Origin of the sequence: Enterobacter sp. RHBSTW-00175 (genome assembly GCF_013927005.1) — a bacterium.
Taxonomy (GTDB): domain Bacteria; phylum Pseudomonadota; class Gammaproteobacteria; order Enterobacterales; family Enterobacteriaceae; genus Enterobacter.
Genome location: NZ_CP055930.1, coordinates 4736464 through 4757235 on the forward strand (window position 1 = coordinate 4736464; position 20772 = coordinate 4757235).

The 20772-nt window shown below is 54.9% G+C and carries 17 protein-coding genes; 10 read left to right on the forward strand and 7 right to left on the reverse strand.

The genetic code is table 11. The features are described from left to right. Window positions 1-4: 4 nt before the first annotated feature. Entirely contained in the window at window positions 5-664 is a 660-nt protein-coding gene (locus HV107_RS22915) for an O-methyltransferase (protein WP_182061031.1), read from the reverse strand. Between the two features lie 337 nt (window positions 665-1001). On the opposite strand from HV107_RS22915, the gene HV107_RS22920 reads away from it, so the two are divergent. Next, window positions 1002-1805 (forward strand): YdcF family protein, encoded by an 804-nt coding sequence (locus tag HV107_RS22920; RefSeq protein WP_182061033.1) that lies wholly within the window; start codon window positions 1002-1004, stop codon window positions 1803-1805. A 198-nt stretch (window positions 1806-2003) separates the two neighbouring features. Further along, a complete protein-coding gene (gene aldA, locus HV107_RS22925; protein WP_182061035.1) occupies window positions 2004-3443 on the forward strand; it encodes an aldehyde dehydrogenase in 1440 nt (479 codons plus the stop codon). A 38-nt stretch (window positions 3444-3481) separates the two neighbouring features. Here aldA and gap read toward each other — a convergent pair whose 3' ends face one another. Beyond that, entirely contained in the window at window positions 3482-4483 is a 1002-nt protein-coding gene (gene gap, locus HV107_RS22930) for a type I glyceraldehyde-3-phosphate dehydrogenase (RefSeq protein WP_182061041.1), read from the reverse strand. Between the two features lie 190 nt (window positions 4484-4673). On the opposite strand from gap, the gene cybB reads away from it, so the two are divergent. Beyond that, window positions 4674-5204 (forward strand): cytochrome b561, encoded by a 531-nt coding sequence (gene cybB / locus HV107_RS22935; protein WP_182061043.1) that lies wholly within the window; start codon window positions 4674-4676, stop codon window positions 5202-5204. Further along, window positions 5201-6478, forward strand: coding sequence for an MFS transporter (locus HV107_RS22940; protein WP_182061045.1), 1278 nt, complete (start codon window positions 5201-5203; stop codon window positions 6476-6478). Before cybB ends, HV107_RS22940 begins: the two co-directional genes overlap by 4 nt. Before the next feature lie 36 nt (window positions 6479-6514). Here HV107_RS22940 and HV107_RS22945 read toward each other — a convergent pair whose 3' ends face one another. Further along, window positions 6515-7624 (reverse strand): oxidoreductase, encoded by a 1110-nt coding sequence (locus HV107_RS22945; RefSeq protein ID WP_395676420.1) that lies wholly within the window; start codon window positions 7622-7624, stop codon window positions 6515-6517. Continuing rightward, window positions 7617-8360 carry a DeoR/GlpR family DNA-binding transcription regulator gene (locus tag HV107_RS22950; protein WP_182061049.1) on the reverse strand — a complete coding sequence of 248 codons (744 nt, stop codon included), beginning with the start codon at window positions 8358-8360 and terminating at the stop codon, window positions 7617-7619. The genes HV107_RS22945 and HV107_RS22950 overlap by 8 nt, the downstream gene beginning before the upstream one ends. Before the next feature lie 132 nt (window positions 8361-8492). Between HV107_RS22950 and HV107_RS22955 the strand changes: the two genes are divergently transcribed. The 3 genes from HV107_RS22955 (at window position 8493) to HV107_RS22965 (ending at window position 11770) form a co-directional block, all read left to right on the forward strand. Continuing rightward, window positions 8493-8768 carry a metal/formaldehyde-sensitive transcriptional repressor gene (locus tag HV107_RS22955; protein WP_006175178.1) on the forward strand — a complete coding sequence of 92 codons (276 nt, stop codon included), beginning with the start codon at window positions 8493-8495 and terminating at the stop codon, window positions 8766-8768. Between the two features lie 32 nt (window positions 8769-8800). Then, window positions 8801-9919: an S-(hydroxymethyl)glutathione dehydrogenase/class III alcohol dehydrogenase gene (locus tag HV107_RS22960; protein ID WP_014070233.1), complete on the forward strand. Its 1119-nt coding sequence runs from the start codon at window positions 8801-8803 to the stop codon at window positions 9917-9919. A gap of 159 nt (window positions 9920-10078) precedes the next feature. Beyond that, window positions 10079-11770: a methyl-accepting chemotaxis protein gene (locus HV107_RS22965; protein WP_182061050.1), complete on the forward strand. Its 1692-nt coding sequence runs from the start codon at window positions 10079-10081 to the stop codon at window positions 11768-11770. 121 nt (window positions 11771-11891) lie between these two features. Here HV107_RS22965 and HV107_RS22970 read toward each other — a convergent pair whose 3' ends face one another. Continuing rightward, window positions 11892-14276: a membrane-bound PQQ-dependent dehydrogenase, glucose/quinate/shikimate family gene (locus tag HV107_RS22970; RefSeq protein WP_182061051.1), complete on the reverse strand. Its 2385-nt coding sequence runs from the start codon at window positions 14274-14276 to the stop codon at window positions 11892-11894. A gap of 290 nt (window positions 14277-14566) precedes the next feature. Continuing rightward, on the reverse strand, window positions 14567-15490 hold the full coding sequence (locus HV107_RS22975) for a LysR substrate-binding domain-containing protein (protein WP_182061052.1): 924 nt from the start codon (window positions 15488-15490) through the stop codon (window positions 14567-14569). A 272-nt stretch (window positions 15491-15762) separates the two neighbouring features. Between HV107_RS22975 and HV107_RS22980 the strand changes: the two genes are divergently transcribed. Next, window positions 15763-17106: a VOC family protein gene (locus HV107_RS22980; RefSeq protein WP_182061053.1), complete on the forward strand. Its 1344-nt coding sequence runs from the start codon at window positions 15763-15765 to the stop codon at window positions 17104-17106. Window positions 17107-17148: 42 nt separating this feature from the next. Continuing rightward, window positions 17149-18657, forward strand: a complete 1509-nt coding sequence (locus HV107_RS22985; protein ID WP_182061054.1) for a carboxylesterase/lipase family protein — start codon at window positions 17149-17151, stop codon at window positions 18655-18657. Here HV107_RS22985 and HV107_RS22990 read toward each other — a convergent pair. Further along, window positions 18644-19486 (reverse strand): LysR family transcriptional regulator, encoded by an 843-nt coding sequence (locus HV107_RS22990; RefSeq protein ID WP_182061055.1) that lies wholly within the window; start codon window positions 19484-19486, stop codon window positions 18644-18646. The two genes, HV107_RS22985 and HV107_RS22990, sit on opposite strands and share 14 nt — an antisense overlap. Before the next feature lie 113 nt (window positions 19487-19599). Between HV107_RS22990 and HV107_RS22995 the strand changes: the two genes are divergently transcribed. Continuing rightward, window positions 19600-20769: a pyridoxal phosphate-dependent aminotransferase gene (locus HV107_RS22995; protein ID WP_182061056.1), complete on the forward strand. Its 1170-nt coding sequence runs from the start codon at window positions 19600-19602 to the stop codon at window positions 20767-20769. Window positions 20770-20772 lie beyond the last annotated feature (3 nt).

The window sequence follows — 20772 nt, forward strand, 5'->3', positions numbered from 1 at the left end:
ACCTTCACCCATTCACCATCGCCAGCGTAAACCCATCCCAACCTTTAACCCCCACCGTTTGCAACGCGGTGGCGGTTAAACGTGGGTTATCCCCAATCATCTCGATAAACCGCCGCACGCCCTGTACGCGCGCGTCGTCACTCTGTCCGTTAATCACTTCGCCATCACGTACCACGTTATCGCCGATAATCAAGGTTCCCGGGCGGGAGTAGTACAGCGCCCACTCCAGGTAACCCGGGTTATTTGGTTTGTCGGCATCAATAAAGATCAGATCAAACGGCAGAATATCGCCCAGCTTTTCAAGTGATGTCAGCGCAGAGCCTTCAATCAAGGTGATGCGCGTGTCCAGGCCTGCCAGATGAATATTCTGTCGGGCGATATTTGCATGGGTCGGGTCTGCTTCCAGGGTGATGAGTTGCCCGTCAGGCGGCAGGGCGCGCGCCATCCAGATTGAACTGTATGCACCCAGAGTGCCGATTTCCAGAACGCGCCTTGCCTGCGTCATACGGACAAACAGTGCCAGAAGCTGCCCCTGATTGGCGGCAACATCATGCTCCGGTAGCCCGGCGCGTTTATTGTTTTCAAGTACCTGCCGGAGCACGTCATCCTGAGGTATAAGACGAGAAATCATGAAATTATCTACGGCAGACCATTGTTGTTGCATAGATTGACTCCCTGGGATTAATGGCCGGGCAAGGCGCAGCTGCCACCCGTCATGTTGCTACTGATTAGCCCACCGGAGAGGAGCGCGCACTGGTCAGGTTACGATGAAATATGCAGCGACCGGTGCTTTTTCAGGCGGTATGAGTGGCATGATCTTTTGTATGCGTTGTCATTAAAAGCATAAAATGCAGCTGCAACCTGCCTCTTTTTGGATATTTTTGGTTATTTGGAAAGATGACAAATTGAGCGGGTTTTGGTGTCCCGGCTTTCAGAGTGCTCCTCTGTTTTGTCAGGAAAAAACCGCTACCCTGAACAGAAAAGCGCATAAGGAGTATACAATGAACCGGGCGATCTTTCCGTGCCTGCCAGACGAAACACTGGCCGCCGTCAACACCGTAGGTGAGTGGCTGGCGCAGGATGATGTCAACGCGGGCACTGCGGCGCAGAACATTGATTTTGTAGTGCTGGCGGGAAATGCGGTGATCCCGACCATTGATGCTGCCTGTCGGTTTGCGGCAACGCAAAACGTGCCGTTGCTGATTAGTGGTGGGATCGGCCATTCCACGTCGTATCTGTATGCCGCGATTGCACATCATCCTCGCTACCACGGCATTGCCACCACGGGCAGGGCGGAAGCCAGCATCCTTGCAGATGTGGCGCGCCAGTTTTGGCATGTACCGCCGGAACATGTCCGGTTAGATGACCAGTCAACCAACTGTGGCGAAAATGCCCGCTTTAGCTGGAATATGATGAAGCAGCAGCGCCCTCTGGCTGAACATGTGCTGGTGGTTCAGGATCCCACAATGCAAAGACGCACAATGGCGACCTTCGCCCGCGTCTGCCGCGATGAGCCGGTTTCACCGCAGTGGATTAGCCACCCTGGGTTTATCCCGCAACTGCAAAACAGTGACAAGGGGCTGGTATTCTGTGGCGGTGGCGAAGGCGTATGGCCTGTCGACCGTTATCTGTCGCTGGTGCTTGGTGAGCTGCCGCGCCTGTTTGATGATGCCAATGGGTATGGCCCTGCGGGTCGCGACTTTATCGCGCACGTTGATTTCCCTGATGCGGTACTCAGGTCATGGGAGATTTTACGCTGTGACACCATTCTGACCGATGCCCTGACCAGCCGCTCACTTATCTAGCCTGCTGCCCGTTTGCGCAGGGTTTTCCGCAAACGGGCAATTTATGTTGCCAATTTGTAATTATAAAAATCTGCTGACGCGATTCTTTTATGAGATATCTCACAAAAACAGCGCGATAGGGTAGGAATGCAGCCCTGTGATTGTAGTTTTTAACAATAAATTTACTTGTCAAAAACAGTGTAATTACAGGAGCAGGTCATGACAGTACCCGTACAACATCCGATGTATATTGATGGTCAGTTTGTTGCCTGGCAGGGTGATGCCTGGATTGATGTGATCAACCCGGCAACCGAAGAGGTCATTTCCCGTATTCCCGACGGTCGCGCTGAAGACGCGCGTAAAGCTATCGAGGCCGCTGACCGCGCCCAGGCCGACTGGGAAGCACTGCCTGCTATTCAGCGTGCCAACTGGCTACGGAAAATTTCAGCGGGTATTCGCGAGCGCGCCAGTGAAATTAGCGCCTTAATCGTGGCCGAAGGCGGGAAAATTCAGCAGCTGGCGGAAGTCGAGGTGGCATTTACTGCCGACTATATCGACTACATGGCCGAGTGGGCGCGCCGCTACGAAGGAGAAATCATCCAGAGTGACAGACCTGGCGAGAATATCCTGGTCTTTAAACGCGCGCTTGGCGTGACCACCGGCATTCTGCCGTGGAACTTCCCGTTCTTCCTGATTGCCCGCAAGCTCGCGCCAGCGTTGCTGACCGGCAACACCATTGTTATCAAACCGAGCGAGTTCACCCCAAATAACGCCATTGCCTTTGCCAAAATTGTGGATGAAATCGGCTTGCCGAAAGGGGTGTTTAACCTCGTTCTGGGGCGTGGTGAAACCGTGGGCCAGGAGTTGGCGGGCAACCCGAAAGTGGCGATGGTGAGCATGACGGGCAGCGTCGGCGCCGGTGAGAAAATCATGGCCGCCGCCGCGAAAAACATCACTAAGGTTGGCCTGGAGCTGGGCGGTAAAGCGCCAGCCATCGTGATGGACGATGCGAACCTGGAGCTGGCCGTGAAGGCGATTGTTGATTCGCGTGTGATCAATACCGGGCAGGTGTGTAACTGTGCCGAGCGTGTTTATGTGCAGAAGGGCATTTACGACCGCTTTGTGAACCGTCTGGGCGAGGCGATGAAATCCGTGCAGTTTGGTAACCCGGCAGAACGCAATGACATTGCGATGGGGCCGCTTATCAACGCCGCCGCGCTTGAACGCGTGGAACAAAAAGTGGCGCGTGCGGTACAGGAAGGGGCAAAAGTGGTACTCGGCGGAAAAGCGATTGAAGGTAAAGGTTATTACTACCCGCCAACACTGCTGCTGGATGTCCGTCAGGAGATGACCATCATGCATGAAGAAACCTTCGGCCCGGTGCTGCCCGTAGTGGTCTTCGACACGCTGGAAGAGGCGCTGAAGATGGCGAACGACAGCGATTACGGTTTGACTTCCTCTATTTATACGCAGGATCTGAATGTCGCGATGAAGGCCATCAAAGGGCTGAAGTTTGGCGAAACCTATATCAACCGCGAAAACTTTGAAGCAATGCAGGGCTTCCACGCGGGCTGGCGCAAGTCCGGGATTGGTGGGGCCGATGGTAAACATGGTCTGAACGAGTATCTGCAAACTCAGGTGGTTTATTTGCAGTCATAAGCGAAAACCCCCTCGCAATTGCAGAGGGGGTTTTTATTTTACAGTGCGGCGTATTTATCCAGCGTGCGTACCAGTTGGGTGACAAAGCCATATTCGTTGTCGTACCAGGCAACGGTTTTCACCAGCTGTACATCCCCTGCATCCGTCACTTCCGTCTGGGTGGCGTCAAACACCGAACCAAAATGTGAACCGATAACATCGGATGAGACGATCTCTTCGTCGGTGTAGCCAAACGAGTCGTTATCCCTGGTGGCCTGTTTCAGCGCCTGGTGGATATCTTCTACCGTGACCTTTTTATCCAGAATGGACACCAGTTCAGTGACTGAGCCGGTTTTGACCGGCACGCGCTGGGCGTGGCCTTTCAGCTTGCCGCTCAGGGCCGGGATCACCAGCCCAATCGCTTTGGCGGCACCGGTAGTGTGCGGGATGATATTTTCCGCCGCCGCACGTGAAGCGCGAAGATCTTTGCCGCGCGGGCCATCGACCAGCGCCTGTGTCCCGGTATAGGCGTGAATAGTGGTCATGGTACCCACTTTAATGCCGAACGCGTCATGGAGGGCTTTTGCCATCGGCGCAAGGCAGTTGGTGGTGCAGGATGCCACGGAAATAATGGTATCGCTGGCAGTGATAGTGTCGTCGTTGACGTTGAACACAATGGTTTTCATCTCACCCGCGGGGGCAGAAATCAGCACTTTTTTAGCGCCCGCATTCAGGTGCGCTTTTGATTTCTCTTCAGAGGTATAAAAACCGGTGCATTCCACGACGAGATCCACACCCGCAGCCTTCCACGGAATATGCTGTGCCTCTTTTTCGGCATACACCGAAATGGATTTTCCGTCGACAATCAGCGAGTCTTCTGTGAAATCAACGCTCCACGGAAAACCACCGTAGTTAGAATCATGTTTGAGCAGATAGGCCAGCACTTTGGGGGAGGTGAGGTCATTGATGGCAACCACGCTGTTGCTGTCCTGGGTTTCGAGTAGGCGACGCAATACAAGACGTCCAATGCGACCAAATCCGTTAATACCAATTTTACTCATGGCTTTCTCCTGGTGAATCTGTCGAAGTGACAGTTTGAACTCATCCAGGCTTAGACCATGAAACCCGCGCAGGCAATTGAAGATATGTCATGCGTCGGGAAACATTTGAAAAGCCATACAGAAAAGTTAATGAATTTTTAAGGAAAGCTGGTTATGTTGGCCGTAAATTCGTTTTTTCTCAGGAAATCATATGCGCACTAAATATACGGGCCTGCAAATTGGCATCCACTGGATGGTGTTTATGTTGGTCATAGTGGCCTACTGTGCCATGGAATTCAGAGGCTTATTCCCGCGTACCGCCCGCCCAGCGATCAACATGATCCACGTCTCCTGCGGCATCTCTATCCTGGTTCTGATGTGTGCTCGTTTGCTGATGCGCCTTAAACATCCGGCGCCACCTATTCAGCCAAAACCAAAGGCCATGATCACCGGTTTATCCCACCTGGGGCATCTGGCGGTGTATCTGCTGTTTATGGCGCTGCCGGTTATTGGCCTGACCATGATGTATTTCCGTGGCAACGACTGGTATGCCTTTGGTCTGGTTATGCCTCACGCGGCAGAAGCGAATTTTGACCGGGTCGACTCGCTCAAAGAGTGGCACTCCATTCTGGCAAATACCGGGTATTTCCTCATTGGTATTCACGCTCTGGCGGCGTTAATCCACCACTATTTCTGGAAAGACAATACGCTGCTGCGCATGATGCCGAAGAAACGTCAGTGACACCCGCAGTGGGAAAACTGCGCAAGGTACTCCTCGCGACCGGTATCGGCCATTTTGTCGAATGGTTTGACGTTGGCCTTTACGGCACGCTGGCGGGGATTATCGGTATGCAATTTTTTCATACCGACAGCCCGGGCGTAGCGCTGCTCTCATCGTTTGCGGTGTTTGGCGCAGGGTTCATTATGCGCCCGCTCGGCGGGCTGTTTTTCGGTTCGCTTGGCGATCGCATTGGCCGGCAGAAAGTGCTGGCCACGGTCATTTTACTTACCTCGGGCGCGACCTTCGTGATGGGGATTTTACCCACCTGGTCGCAACTGGGGGTAAGCGCCACCGTTTTACTGGTGCTCACCCGCCTGGTTCAGGGATTCGCAGTCGGCGGTGAAAGTGCAGGGGCAACCGCATTTTTGGCCGAATACGCGCCAGCTAACCGCCGCGGCTATTTCACCAGCTGGACAGACAGCTTCGGTTTTTTGGCGTTTGTCGCAGGCTCCGGGCTGGTGTTCCTTCTGACGGCTGTGCTGGGTGAAAGCGCAATGAATGACTGGGGCTGGCGCATTCCTTTTCTGATTGCTGGCCCGCTCGGGATTGTGGGGCTGTATCTGCGTCTTTACCTTCAGGATTCCCCTGAATTTCTGGCCGCGCTGAAAAGCGGAAAAACCGACGCAGCACCCCTTCATTCCGTGGTGACACATTCCCGGGCTGCTCTGCTGTTTTGTGCCGGCTTTATGGTCATCAAGGCGGTGGGACACTGGACGTTGCAAACCTTTATTCCTCACTATCTTTCGGGTGCAATGGCGTATTCACAGCGGGATGCCTACGCGATAACCACTCTTGGATTATTTGCGATTGTCCTGCTGATACCGCTGATGGGGTGGTTATCCGATCGCGTGGGCCGTAAACCATTGATGCTGGTAGGCTGCGGCGGATTAATCGTCTTTACCTTGCCTGCCATGATGCTGATGGCGCGCGGGGATATGGCCTCTGCCGTGTTGGCAATGTTGATCCTTGGGGGCTTTATCGCGGCGTTTGATGGCGCGAGCAGTGCGGCAATGGCCGAGCTTTTTCCGACCCGCGTGCGTTTTGGTGGTATGGCGATGGCCGGGAATATTGTGGCGGCGCTGCTGGGTGGGTTCACACCGTGGTTTTCGGTGTATCTGATGACGATCACCGGTAACCCATTTTCTCCTGCCGGGTATGTCATCGCTGCTGCGTTAATCACCTTGCTGACGGTAATGCGGGCGAAAGAAACAGCCGGTAAACCGCTACCGCGGTAAGAGTAACCTGCGGAAAACCGCAGGTTACCGCAGAGGTTATTTTTGCAGGTGAGCGCGCTCGCCTGCGGTTAATGCCAGCGGCTGCGTGGTGCCGGTTTCGGAAGAGGTCACCGCGGCTTCCAGTACGGCCATCACCGCCAGCGCTTCAACCGGGTGAACCGGGTTTTCGATTTCACCGTTCAGTGCATTACGCACGTTAATGTAATACTGGCGCTGATCGCCTTTTGGCGTGCTAACCGCGTGCGGCTCGCCGTTGGCATCAAACAGCACCATGTTATCGCTGTCTTCACCCCAGGTGTCGCTGCCAGGGATGACGCCTGCCAGAAGCTGCGCTTCCTGCTGGTCGATTCTGGCTTTAACCACGCTTGCCTTATCACCGTGAACCGTAAAGCGCGACGTGCCACCGGCAACCAGCATACTGCAATGCAGAACTACTTTATGTTCCGGGTAATTTAATACCACATGCGCCCAGTCATTAATTTCCGCACCTGCGCGAAGGGTGGCGATATTGCCCTGCACGGACTGCGGCAGGCCAAACAGTTGCAACGTCTGGTCAATCAGGTGTGGCCCGATATCAAACCACAGGCCGCTGCCCGGCACGTTTTGTTCTCTCCAGCGCACGCGAACTTCCGGGCGGAAGCGGTCAATGTGAGACTCAAAATGCTTCACTTTACCGATTTGACCCTGCCCGATAACCTGCTTAATACCGAGGAAATCGCTATCCCAGCGGCGGTTATGGAAGACTGACAGCAGTAACTGTTTTTCCGCTGCCAGTGCGATCAGATCACGCGCTTCCTGCATGTCGAGGGTAAAGGGTTTATCCACCACCACATGCTTACCACTGTTCAGGGCAAGCGTTGCCAGCGGCGCGTGGGTTGCGTTAGGGGAGGCGATCACCACCAGATCGATATCCGGGTGCTGAATAGCTTCTTCAGGCGTGGCCACCACGATGGCATCCGGGATATCGCGTTTGACCTTTTCTTCGTCGCGGGAAGAGACAACCGCCAGCTTCAGGCCATCGACGGACTGGATCAGCGGCGCGTGGAAGGTTTTTCCCACGAACCCATAGCCGATCAGCGCAATGTTGATTGTCTTACCGTTTCGAGCGACAACTTTATTCATGACCATCTCCACGTTATTAAGCATCTGCAAGAGTGACTTGTAGTGCGCTGTTGTCCCCAAGCTCTGCCCAGGGACGATCTAAGAACAATTGATGAATGTCGGCTAACCCGGAAACCAGGTAAGGCTCGCAGTGGTTGAGTTTCAGGTGATCGGCAACGATCCAGTGCTCACGGCTGGCTGCCAGCATGGCTCGTTTTACGTCAGCATCGGCTTCTTTGCTGGCACTCAGGCCCAACTGAGGGTGAATGGCGCAGGCACCAAGAATGGCGATATCCGCCCGGTAGCGTGACAGCAGTGAAAGGGTGGCGCTACCGGCAAACAGGCGCTGTTTCTGATCCCACTGGCCCCCGAGCAGAATGAGTTCGATGTCTGCACGGTCGCTGAAATGCTGGGCAATATCCAGCGAAGTGGTGATGACCTTCAGCGGCCCCTGAAGAAAGGTGGCGACGGCCATTACCGTGCTTCCCGCATCAAGAAACAGGGTTGAGCCCTCAGGTACGCTCTCTGCAACCTTTTTGCCAAGCTGCTGCTTGGTTTTGGGCAGTAACGTATTTCTGCTCTGGCGGTTCATCGCCGACAGATCGAGGGCAATGGCGCCACCGTGGTTCTTTTGCGCCAGCCCCTGATTCTCAAGGTCTGTAAGATCCCGGCGAACGGTGTCCGCAGAAACCTGCAATTTTTCAACGAGGTCGCTGATACTGACTTGACCATTTTCACTAATAATATCAAGCAAGTATTTCTGACGAGCGGTTTTATGCATCTGGGTTCAATCCTGCAAAATATCGCAATAAGTCGCATATTACAGCATTTTGCCGGAAACCCATAAGAAACCGACGGTTTACAGGGAATGAATAACAAATTACTATACCCCCCTATAGTATCAGGAGGGCGTATGCCGCATTCACCCGCAGATAAAAAACGAATCCTCACTCGCGTCCGGCGCATCCGTGGGCAGGTTGACGCCCTGGAACGTGCGCTGGAATCCGGCGAACCCTGTCTGGCCATCCTGCAACAAATCGCCGCCGTGCGCGGTGCTGCAAATGGTCTGATGGGCGAAATGGTCGAAATTCACCTCAAAGATGAGCTGGTGACGGGGGAGACAACCCCGGACCAGCGGGCAGTCAGAATGGCAGAAGTCGGCCATTTGCTGCGCTCTTATCTAAAATAAACCCACAGACCTCACAACAAGGGAAAGACATTATGAAATCTCGCGCTGCTGTCGCATTTGGCCCAGGCCAGCCGTTGAAAATCGTCGAAATTGACGTTGCGCCGCCGAAAAAAGGCGAAGTATTAATTAAAATCACCCACACCGGCGTGTGCCATACGGATGCGTTCACCCTGTCTGGTGATGATCCTGAAGGCGTATTCCCGGCGGTACTTGGCCATGAAGGCGGCGGTGTTGTGGTTGAAGTGGGGGAAGGCGTTACCAGCCTGAAACCTGGCGATCACGTTATTCCGCTGTACACCGCAGAATGTGGCGAGTGTAAGTTCTGTAAATCCGGCAAAACCAACCTCTGTCAGGCCGTGCGTGCCACCCAGGGTAAAGGACTGATGCCAGACGGAACAACCCGTTTCTCCTACAACGGTGAGCCGATTTATCACTATATGGGCACCAGTACCTTCAGCGAATACACCGTATGCGCCGAGATTTCCCTGGCCAAAGTGAACCCGCAGGCACCGCTGGATAAAGTGTGTCTGCTGGGTTGTGGTGTAACCACCGGTATCGGTGCGGTACACAATACGGCGAAAGTGAAAGAGGGTGATACCGTGGCGGTGTTCGGCCTGGGCGGGATTGGTCTGGCGGTTATCCAGGGTGCGGTGCAGGCAAAAGCCGGTCGTATCATTGCGGTGGATACCAACCCGGAAAAATTCAAGCTGGCCGGTGAAATGGGCGCGACCGATTTCGTTAACCCGAAAGATTACGAAAAGCCGGTTCAGGACGTGATTGTTGAGCTGACCGACGGCGGCGTTGATTTCAGCTTTGAATGTATCGGTAATGTCAACGTGATGCGTTCTGCGCTTGAATGCTGCCATAAAGGCTGGGGCGAAAGCATCATCATTGGTGTGGCTGGTGCAGGTCAGGAGATCCGCACACGTCCATTCCAGCTGGTGACGGGCCGCGTATGGCGCGGCTCTGCGTTCGGTGGTGTGAAAGGCCGTACCCAGCTGCCGGGAATGGTTGAAGATGCCATGAGCGGAAAGATTCAGCTCGATCCGTTCATTACCCACCGTCTGCCGTTAGAGCAGATCAACGAAGCGTTTGACCTGATGCACGAAGGTAAATCGATCCGTACCGTCATCCATTTCGGCGACAACTAATTATTCTGCCAGCGGTTTTTGCCGCTGGCATTTCTTTAATAATCTTCTCGAAACTGTGACCTGGCTGGCGATTTTAGCCGTAATCAAATTCCCCGCTGTGCCGATGACTATTTTACAGGCGTGTTTTTACGCATCTTACCTATAAGAGAGTCGACGGTCATGGACAACACAACTTCGATGCAGGCACAGCACAAGCTGAGCTTCTTGCATCACATCAGGCTGGTTCCGCTGTTTTCCTCCATTCTCGGTGGCATTATTCTTCTGTTTGCCTTGAGCTCCGGTCTGGCGGGTTACTTCCTTTTAAAAGCTGACACCGATCAGCAGGATGTCACATCCGAAATTCAGGTTCGTCTGGGGTTATCGAACAGTTCAAACCACTTACGCACCGCCCGTATCAATATGATCCACGCGGGTGCGGCGAGCCGTATCGCCGAAATGGATGCAATGAAGCAGAACATCCACGAGGCGGAAACGCGCATTAAACAATCCCAGGACAGTTTTGCGGTGTATATGAATCGCGCGGTTCGCACCCCGGCAGATGAAGCCCTGGACGCGGATCTGAAAGCGCGTTACGACGCCTACGTTGCCGGGCTCCAGCCGATGCTGAAATATGCCAAAAATGGCATGTTCGAAGCCATTATCAACCACGAAAACGAAACTGCACGTCCGCTGGATGACGGGTATAACGAGGTGCTGATGAAGGCGATTAAAATCCGGACCGATCGCGCGAATGCACTGACGGCACAGGCACATACTCGCACGCAGATGGGGCTGATGTTTATGGTCGGCGCCTTTGCGCTGGCGCTGGCGCTGACGGCGGTGACATTTATTGTGCTGCGCCGCACGGTGATTAACCCACTTCAGCGTGCTGCTAAGCGCATTGAGAATATCGCTAAAGGCGACCTGACGATGCCGGACGACGCAACTGGCCGCAGCGAAATTGGCCGTCTGACGCGTGACCTGCAAACTATGCAGCACTCGCTGGTGACGACCGTAGGTACGGTTCGCCAGGGGGCGGAAGAAATCTATCGCGGTACCAGCGAGATTTCTGCCGGCAATACCGATCTCTCGTCACGCACCGAGCAGCAGGCGGCCGCCATTGAGCAGACTGCAGCCAGCATGGAGCAACTGACTGCTACCGTGAAGCAGAACGCCGATAACGCACACCATGCCAGCAAACTGGCGGAAGATGCTTCCGGTAAAGCCAGCCGTGGCGGTCAGATGGTGTCCGGCGTGGTGAAAACCATGGGCAATATCTCTACCAGCTCGAAGAAAATCTCTGAAATCACCGCGGTGATTAACAGCATCGCTTTCCAGACCAATATTCTGGCGCTTAACGCCGCAGTGGAAGCTGCACGCGCCGGTGAGCAGGGGCGTGGTTTTGCGGTGGTGGCGAGTGAAGTTCGTACCCTGGCAAGCCGCAGTGCGAACGCAGCGAAAGAGATTGAAAGCCTGATCAACGAATCCGTGTCGCTGATTGACCAGGGCTCTGGTGAAGTGGTTGCCGCAGGTAACACCATGAATGAAATCGTCGAAGCCGTTAAGCGCGTCACCGACATCATGCTGGAGATTGCTGCGGCTTCCGATGAGCAAAGCCGTGGCATTGTACAGGTGAGCCAGGCCATCTCTGAGATGGATAAAGTGACCCAGCAGAACGCCTCGCTGGTGGAAGAAGCCTCTGCGGCGGCAGCGTCTCTGGAAGAACAGGGCGCACGTCTGACCGAGGCGGTTGGTGCGTTTCGTCTGAACGGAGCGAAGGCGGGCCGTGCGCAAGCCTCTGCACCCGTGGCGAAAAATGTGCCTATGCGTCCGGCAGCGACGGTTTCCGGGGATAACTGGGAGACGTTCTGAGTCGCCAGCAGTGTCGGGTGGCGCTTAGCTTACCCGACCTACAAAACCAGGCCTGTAGGCCCGCGTAAGCGAAGCGCCACCGGGCAAAAAAAAGGGACCGAAAGGTCCCTTTTTTCATCCGTTACTGCTTATCCGGCAACGCATACGCGATGATGTAATCACCCCGATCCGGTGACTGACGTGCGCCACCTGCGTTAATGATGACGTACTGTTTACCGGTTTTCGGTGAAACGTAGGTCATCGGGCCAGACTGGCTGCCAACCGGCAGACGGTCTTTCCAGAGCTCTTTCCCGGTTGCGGTATCAAACGCGCGCAGGTAGAAGTCCTGAGTACCTGCGAAGAACAGCAGGCCAGACTGTGTAGAGAGCGATGCACCAAGCGTAGGCATCCCGATTGGGATAGGCATGTGCATACGGATCCCCAGCGGACCCGTGTCTTCCACGGTGCCAACCGGAACCTGCCACACCAGCTTACCGGTTTTCAGATCCACCGCAGACATGGTACCAAACGGTGGTTTCTGGCACGGAATACCCAGAGGCGACAGGAAACGCTCACGCATAGCACCGAACGGCGTGCCGTCCATTGGCACGATACCCATCTCGATCCCGCTGGCATTTTTCGCAACGTTTGCACGTGGAACCATGTAGTTAGCCAGGCCCAGGCGCATATCATTCACGAACATCAGGCTGTTGTTCGGGTCAACGGAAACGCTGCCCCAGTTCATCCCACCCAGCGAGCCAGGGAACTGCAATGAACGGTCAAGACCCGGCGGGGTGAAGACCCCCTGATGACGCATCTCTTTAAACTGGATACGGCACAGCAGCATATCGACCGGTGTGGCACCCCACATGTCGGATTCCGTCAGTGTCTGGTTGCCGATCATCGGCATCCCTACGGAGTACGGCTGAGTCGGGGAGTAACGTTCGCCTTCCACATTACCAGCAGGAACCGGGCGCTCTTCAACCTTCGCAACAGGTTCACCTGTTTCGCGGTTGAGCATGAAGATCATGCCTTGTTTACTGGTCTGAACCAGCACAGGTGTGGTGCCGCCTTTACCGTCTGGCAGATCATACAGCAGCGGTTGAGATGGCAGGTCGAAATCCCACAGGTCGTGGTGCGTGGTCTGGAAATGCCAGCGCACCTGGCCGGTGGTTGCATCAACGGCGACGATAGACGAGCTGTATTTATCATCCAGCGCGGTACGTTCACCCGCCCAGAAATCTGGCGTGGCGTTACCGGTTGGCAGATAGATAAGGTTCAGTTTTGCGTCGTAAGACATCGCAGACCAGACGTTCGGCGTACCGCGCGTGTAGGTCTGGCCTTCCGGCGGCAGGCCGGTCAGGTTCGGATTACCCGGATCCCATGCCCAGGCCAGTTTACCGGTGTGAACATCATAAGCGCGCACAACGCCCGGCGGTTCGCCAGTGGAGAAGTTATCGGCCACGCGTCCACCGACCACCACCACATTACCCGCCACCAGTGGCGTAGAGGTTTGCTGGTAGTAACCCGGTTTGATGTCACCCATGCCCACGCTCAGGTCAACGATGCCGTGGTCGCCAAAGTCTTCGCAGACTTTGCCGTTGTCGGCATTGATAGCAATCAGACGCGCATCGGTGGTTGGCAGGAACAGACGACGGGAGCAGGCCGCGGGCGACGTTTCTGCCTGTGACGTTGTCACGTTGTTGTGGTCTTCAAAATAGCCCAGACCACGGCAACGCTGCCAGTTTGGCGCGGTGGCTTTGGAATCATAACGCCATTTTTCTTTACCGGAATCCACATCCAGGGCCAGCACTTTGCTGTACGGGGTACAGACATACAGCGTGTCGCCAACCTGGAGAGGGGTATTCTGATCTTCAGCGCCGGAGCCGTTGCTCTGCGGGATATCGCCCGTATGAGCAACCCAGGCTACTTTCAGATCGCCGATGTTTTGCTTGTTGATCTGATCCAGTGCGGCAAAGCGGTCACCGTGGGTGGTGTTACCCCAGTGTTCCCAGTTTTTTTGCTGCTCGCCAGGAGCGACAGGTTTAACCGGAACCGGCTCGTTGGCAGTAACCAGAGTTTGCGGTTTAAACATCCAGCCGAAACTTGCCAGCATGGCAACGGCCAGCACTGCGGCGATACCGAATGGAGCGGATTTTCTGACGGGCGCATTACTGTTTGCCGCGCGCAGGAAAGGCCAGACAATCGCGCACAGGAACGCCAGCACCGCGAAGGTAAACAGGCGCGAGAAGAGCGGCCAGAAATCCCAGCCTGCATCGCTGACGGCCCAGAACAGTGATGCAATAAACGCGATGGCGTAAAGCACAATGCCGCTGGTGCGGTTAGTGAAAATCAGTCCCGCAGCGATGACCATCACCACGCCCATTATCAGGAAGTACCAACTTCCGCCTACTGTGGCGAGCTTGAAGCCCAAGCCGCCGACTGCCAGACCGATGAGTGCCATCAATCCGGCAAGGAGCCACTGCAGGATACGAGGTAACCCACGCGGCGCGCTGCCAAATGCCATTTCTGTCTCCTTAAATACTCTCGTCTTTTCAGGTCTGTGCTGTGCGGCTCTGTACCAAATGGGTAAATAAAGACGAGGGTGATGGTAGTTTTTACGCTAATGATTGCGTCATATAGCGCAGGAATTCACAGGTAACAAACGGTTTGTGAACCATTTGGTGAATTCTCGACTATGATAAAACTGTTAAATTGTTTTACGCAATTGTTAATGAAAGATTTCGCATTATTTGATTAGAGAATAGATCAAACCCGCCTCGACGGCGGGTTAAGGGAAAGGGTGCTAAAGGAGTATCAGGCAGGCATTGACTTGCGAATAGCGCTGAGCAGCGTCTGTGTGCCTGTCGAAAGTGGGATATCGACGCGGGTCAGAATACCGATAGGCTCTCCGGCTCCGGGCGATGTGACCGGTAGCGCCGTGAGCGTGCCGTGACGTAAATCGTCTTTCACCGCACCCGAAGGCACAAACCACACATAGTCGAAATCAACCGTCAGCTGGCGTGAAAGGGAAGCTGACAGGGTTTCGATACAGCCTGTTGGCAGGGTGCAGCCCTGTAGCTGCAACAACGCTTCGGCGTTCTGACGCGGGACTGTACCTTTTGGTGACACCACCACTGGCCACTCCATGACGCGGCTTAAGGTGACGGTATCCTGCAACAACGGGTGGTTTGGCCGAACGACAAGCTTGAGCGATTCCAGGAACAACAGTTCATAGTTAAGACCCGTCATCAGTTCCGGGTCGGACATTCGACCGATCCCCAGATCCAGTTCACCAGATTTGAGCCCCGCAAGCAGCATGGTGTTACTCATGGTCGCTACCTGAATCGTGGTGTGCTTTTGCTGCTTATGAAACTGGCCAATTACGGCAGGCAGAATGCCCAGCGCCGCCGTTGGCAGCGCGCCCACGCGAACAATTTCGCTGGTGTGGTCGTCTTTGCGGTTTAACGCCTGGCCTGCGGTGTTCAGTGCATCCAGGACTTTCACAGCGTGGGTCAGAAACTGCTCGCCCACGAGCGTGAGCTGTGCGCCAAGGCGTCCTCTGTCAAACAGCCGGGTTCCGGTAAGTTGTTCCAGCTCGTTGAGTGTTTTAGACAGTGCGGGCTGACTTAGGTTAAGAGTTTCAGCCGCTCGCCCCAGCGTTCCCTGTTGAGCGACGGCCACAAATGTATGCAAATGGCGCAAGCGTATGCGCTGACTGAACTGACCATTTTTTTCCATAGGCGATGTTAAAAACAGAGCGATGCGGGTGACAAGTTAAGTTGTTTAATTTTGATAACCTGATAGCAAAATATTTTTAACATTTGATCTATTTGAGTTACAAGCTGTTTTTCAACTGACCGATTTTACTCCCGCACGCAATAACCTGAATTCACACCCGAAAGTACAGCCTTTAACCACTCATCTGCCTGGATCACAATTTGTAAATTCTTCCCGCCAACCAGGACGGGCTTCTCTACACTCCAGGTAATATTCACTGGAGGCATGACATCATGGCGAACACCATCACGGCTGATGATATTCGGGAACACTTTTCGCAGGCTATGTCGGCGATGTACCAGCAGGAAGTTCCGCAGTACGGCACGTTACTTGAACTGGTTGCCGACGTTAACCTGGCCGTTCTGGAAAACAATCCCCTGTTACATGAACAACTGGCGAACGCAGATGAACTGGCGCGCCTGAACGTTGAACGGCATGGCGCGATCCGTGTTGGCACGGCGCTTGAGCTGTCCACACTACGCCGGATGTTTGCGATTATGGGGATGTTCCCCGTCAGCTATTACGACCTTTCCCAGGCGGGTGTACCCGTCCACTCAACGGCTTTCCGCCCGATTGATGATGACGCGTTGTCCCGCAATCCGTTTCGTATTTTTACCTCGCTGCTGCGCCTGGAGCTGATAGAAAACGTCGCACTGCGTGAACGCGCCACGCAAATTCTGGCGAGCAGGAATATCTTTACCCCGCGCTGTCTGGCGCTGATTGAATTGTATGAGTCAGAAGGGGGATTTACAGAGGTGCAGGCCCGCGAGTTTGTGACAGAGGCGATTGAAACCTTCCGCTGGCACCGCCACGCCACGGTTGACCAGGAAACCTATCTGGCACTGAGCAATGAACACCGGCTGATTGCTGATGTGGTCTGCTTCCCGGGATGCCACATTAATCACCTGACCCCTCGCACGCTGGATATTGACCGCGCGCAGGAGCTGATGCCGAAATACGGCATTGAACCGAAAATCCTGATTGAAGGTCCGCCGCGCCGCGAAGTGCCGATTTTACTGCGCCAGACCAGTTTCAAAGCCCTTGAGGAGCCGGTGCTGTTTTCCGGTGAACATCTGGGCACTCATACTGCCCGTTTTGGTGAAATTGAACAGCGCGGCGTTGCGCTGACGCCGAAAGGCCGCGAGCTGTACGATAGCCTTCTTGGGCAGGCCGGTACGGGAAAAGACAACCTGACGCACCAGCTGCATCTGCAAGAGGTGTTCAGCGCCTTCCCGGACAGCGAAATGTTCCTGCGACGTCAGGAGCTGGCCTATTTCCGTTACCGTCTGACGCCTGCGGGTGAAGCGCATCGCCAGGCGTTCCGCCCGGGCGACGATCCGCAACCGCTGATCGAGCGGGGATGGATGGTCGCTCAGCCGATTACCTACGAAGATTTCCTGCCGGTGAGTGCGGCGGGCATTTTCCAGTCAAATCTTGGGAATGAAACTCAGGCGCGTAGCCACGGAAACGCCAGCCGCGATGCGTTTGAAGCCGCGCTTGGTTGTGCGGTCTATAACGAGTTTACGTTGTACCAGGAGGCGGAAGCGCGCAGCAAACACCGTTGCGGTTTGCTCTGAAAACGTTACTCTGCGGGGGTGTGACGGAAAAAGAAGGTTAGTATGCAAAATCCCTCCGCCCCTGTGGTTGAAACGCGCCAGGGCGCACTCGCTGGCTTTACCGATGAGGATGTACACGTGTGGAGCGGAATTCCTTACGCCGCTCCGCCTGTGGGTGCATGGCGCTGGCGTTCCCCGCAACCTCCCGCCGCCTGGGAAGGGCTGCGCTCCGCTACGACGTTTTCTGCATCAAGCTGGCAAAACAGCGAGTATTGTCAGGAGCTGGGCGGTGGCGATCCGGGCCAGTTCTCCGAAGATTGTCTCTATCTGAATGTCTGGTCGCCGGTTGCGCGTACCACGCCGCTGCCGGTGATGGTCTGGCTGCATGGTGGTGGCTTTACCATTGGGGCCGGCGGGCTTCCTCCCTATAACGGCAAAGCGCTGGCAAGACGTGATGTGGTGGTGGTGACCATCAATTATCGCCTTGGGCACCTTGGTTTCTTCGCCCATCCGGCTCTTGCCGGGGAAGAGGACCAGGTGGTGCACAATTTTGCTCTACTGGACCAAATCGCTGCGCTGAACTGGGTGCGGGACAATATTGCGGCCTTTGGCGGCGATCCGAGTTCGATAACCCTGTTCGGTGAATCTGCTGGCGCGCGAAGCGTGCTGTCGCTGCTGGCCTCTCCGCTGGCAGGCGGACTTTTCCATAAAGCGATTGTGCAGAGCGGTTACACCTTACCGGACACGCCGCGCGAACAGGCGCTGCAAAAAGGCGAAGCACTGGCTGCCCATTTTGGTTTTGAAAACGCGACGGCAGAACAGCTGCGTGCCATTCCTCCTGAGGCGTTCTGGCCGCTGGCCTCGCCGCTGAATATCGCCCCGGCACCGGTAGTAGGCGATTGCGTGCTCCCTGAAGCGATGCTCGATGTGTTCTTTGCCGCCCGTCAGCATCCGCTTCCGGTGATGATTGGCTCCAACAGTGATGAAGCAAGCGTAATGGCGGTATTTGGGATCGATCTCGCCGGGCAAATTCAGAAGCTGCGCCGTGAACGCCGGTTTGGTCTGGGGTTAATTAAACTGCTTTATCCAGGTGTTAAAGGGGATGAAGAGCTTGGCAGACAGGTCTGTCGCGATATGGCATTTACCACCATGGGATTTGTGGTGATGCAGGCTCAGCAGCGTGTGGGGGCTCCGTGCTGGCGGTACTGGTTTGACTATGTTGCCGAAGCGGAACATGCCACCTATATCAACGGCGCCTGGCACGGTAACGAGGTGCCTTACGTGTTCGACACGCTGGGACAGGTGGAGCCGTCTCGTTATTATGTTAATTCCCGCGATATGCAGTTTTCTGCTCAGGTGGCTGACTACTGGGTAAGCTTCGCTCACCATGCCAGCAGCAGTCGGGACACGCTCCAGGGGCCGACTCACTGGCCTGCATGCCGTAAAGGTCGGGATGTACTGTTACGGATCGGAGTGAATAAAAATGCAGGTTTCAGGCTTGAAAACCGCTTTATGCGCGCCCGCATGAGCCTCTTCAAACGGGTCATGAAACACCACGTCAGTCTTGATTGAGGAGGCAGGAGCGAAACGCTGCGAGTCCGTTATCCTGACTATGCGACTCGCGTAACACCAGTCGGTAGCTCGCACCGGTTTTAATACTCGTCTCAAAAGGCCGCGTCAGCCGTCCGGCGCGGACATCTTCTTCCACCAGCGTTTCATCAGCAATGGCGATCCCAAGCCCCTGAATGGCTGCGGTGATGGCCAGATCCATCGTATCGAAGTGTTGATTTTTGAGCATGGCTTTAAGGGACAGCGCCTGTTTTGCCAGCCACAGCGACCAGTCCGTTTTGTCACGAGTGGGGTGCAGGAAGGTTAACGACTCCAGCTCTGCACCCGCGCGTAACGGGCTGATGACCGGCGTCAGCGCCTCTTCAAACAGCAGATCGCCTGCGCTCATGTGCGTGCCAAAAACAATGGCGGCATCGTAGGATTCGGTTTTGAAATTGACGTTGTGATCGGTGGTGGTGGTAAGCGCGATTTGCAGTTCGGGCTGCTCGCGCTCTACCTGTAACAAACGTGGGATCAGCCAGCGCATCGCGCAGGTTGGCGCTTTCAGTCGCACCACAGTTTGCTGCGCGCGAGCCTGCTCAGCTACGGTCAGCAGATGCTCAAAGGCGGATTGCAGCTCGGGAAGCAGGGCGCTTCCCTGGGGGGAAAGCCGCAGCCCACGGGCGTGACGCTCAAAAAGTGGAAAGCCGAACCAGGCCTCAAGTGCCGCAATTTTACGGCTTACAGCGCCCTGGGTCAGGCACAGCTCTTTTGCCGCATGGGTAAGATTCAGATGACGGGCCGTTTTTAAAAATGCATCAACGGCATTAAGCGGGAAGGAACGGCGCGACATAGAACTCCTCAGGTATGCATTTTTCTCATGGCTATTATGACAACAATTCGTTTGTCGCCACAACCGACTTATTGTTTGAATAGTTATGCAATCTTTATGAGAAAGGAAAGATGATGACTTTGAGAACTCCGGTGCAAACCCGGTCAAAACTGCCTGATGTTGGCACCACGATTTTTACCGTTATTGGCCAGCTATCGGCACAACATAACGCCATCAACCTTTCTCAGGGCGCACCGAATTTTTCCTGTGACCCTAAACTGGTCGCCGGTGTCACCCGCGCCATGGAAGCCGGGCATAACCAGTATGCGGCGATGACCGGCCTTCAGACACTGAAAGAGCGGATTGCCGAGAAAATCGCAACGCTTTATGGCACGCAATATGATCCCGGTAGCGAAGTACTGGTCACGGCCAGCGCCAGCGAAGGGCTGTATTCGGCGATAAGTGGGCTGGTGCATCCGGGTGACGAGGTTATTTACTTTGAACCGTCGTTTGATAGCTACGCGCCTATCGTGCGATTACAGGGTGCAACTCCTGTTGCCATTAAACTGACCGTGCCAGATTTTGCCGTGAACTGGGATGAAGTGCGCGCCGCCATCACCCCGAAAACACGGATGATCATCGTCAATACTCCGCACAACCCAAGCGGGCAGGTCTTCTCTGCGAACGATCTGCAACAGCTGGCGGCAGTCACACGTAATACCGATATCATTATTTTGTCTGACGAAGTGTACGAACACGTCGTCTTTGATGGCGAGCCACATCACGGGATGGCCACACACCCGCAGCTGGCGGAGCGTAGCGTCATTATTTCATCCTTCGGAAAAACCTATCACGTCACCGGATGGCGCGTCGGTTACTGTGTTGCACCGGCAGGGCTGATGGAAGAAATCTGCAAGGTCCATCAATTTTTAATGTTTTCTGCCGATACCCCAATGCAGCACGCATTTGCAGAACACATGACCGATCCGCAAACCTGGCTGTCACTGGCCGCGTTTTATCAGCGTAAACGCGACCTGCTGCAATCGCTGCTTGCAGAATCACCGTTCCGCTTGCTGCCAAGCGCCGGTTCATTCTTCCTGCTGGCGGATTACAGCCATTTTAGTGATGAAAGCGACAGTGACATGGTGAAGCGGTTGATTACCGAGTGCGGTGTTGCAACCATTCCGCTGTCGGCGTTTTATGCTGATGGCACAGATAATAAATTGATCCGTCTCTCTTTTGCGAAAGATGAGGCAACGTTACGGGCAGGTGCCCAGGCCCTGTGTCGGGTTAAACCACGCTAAGGA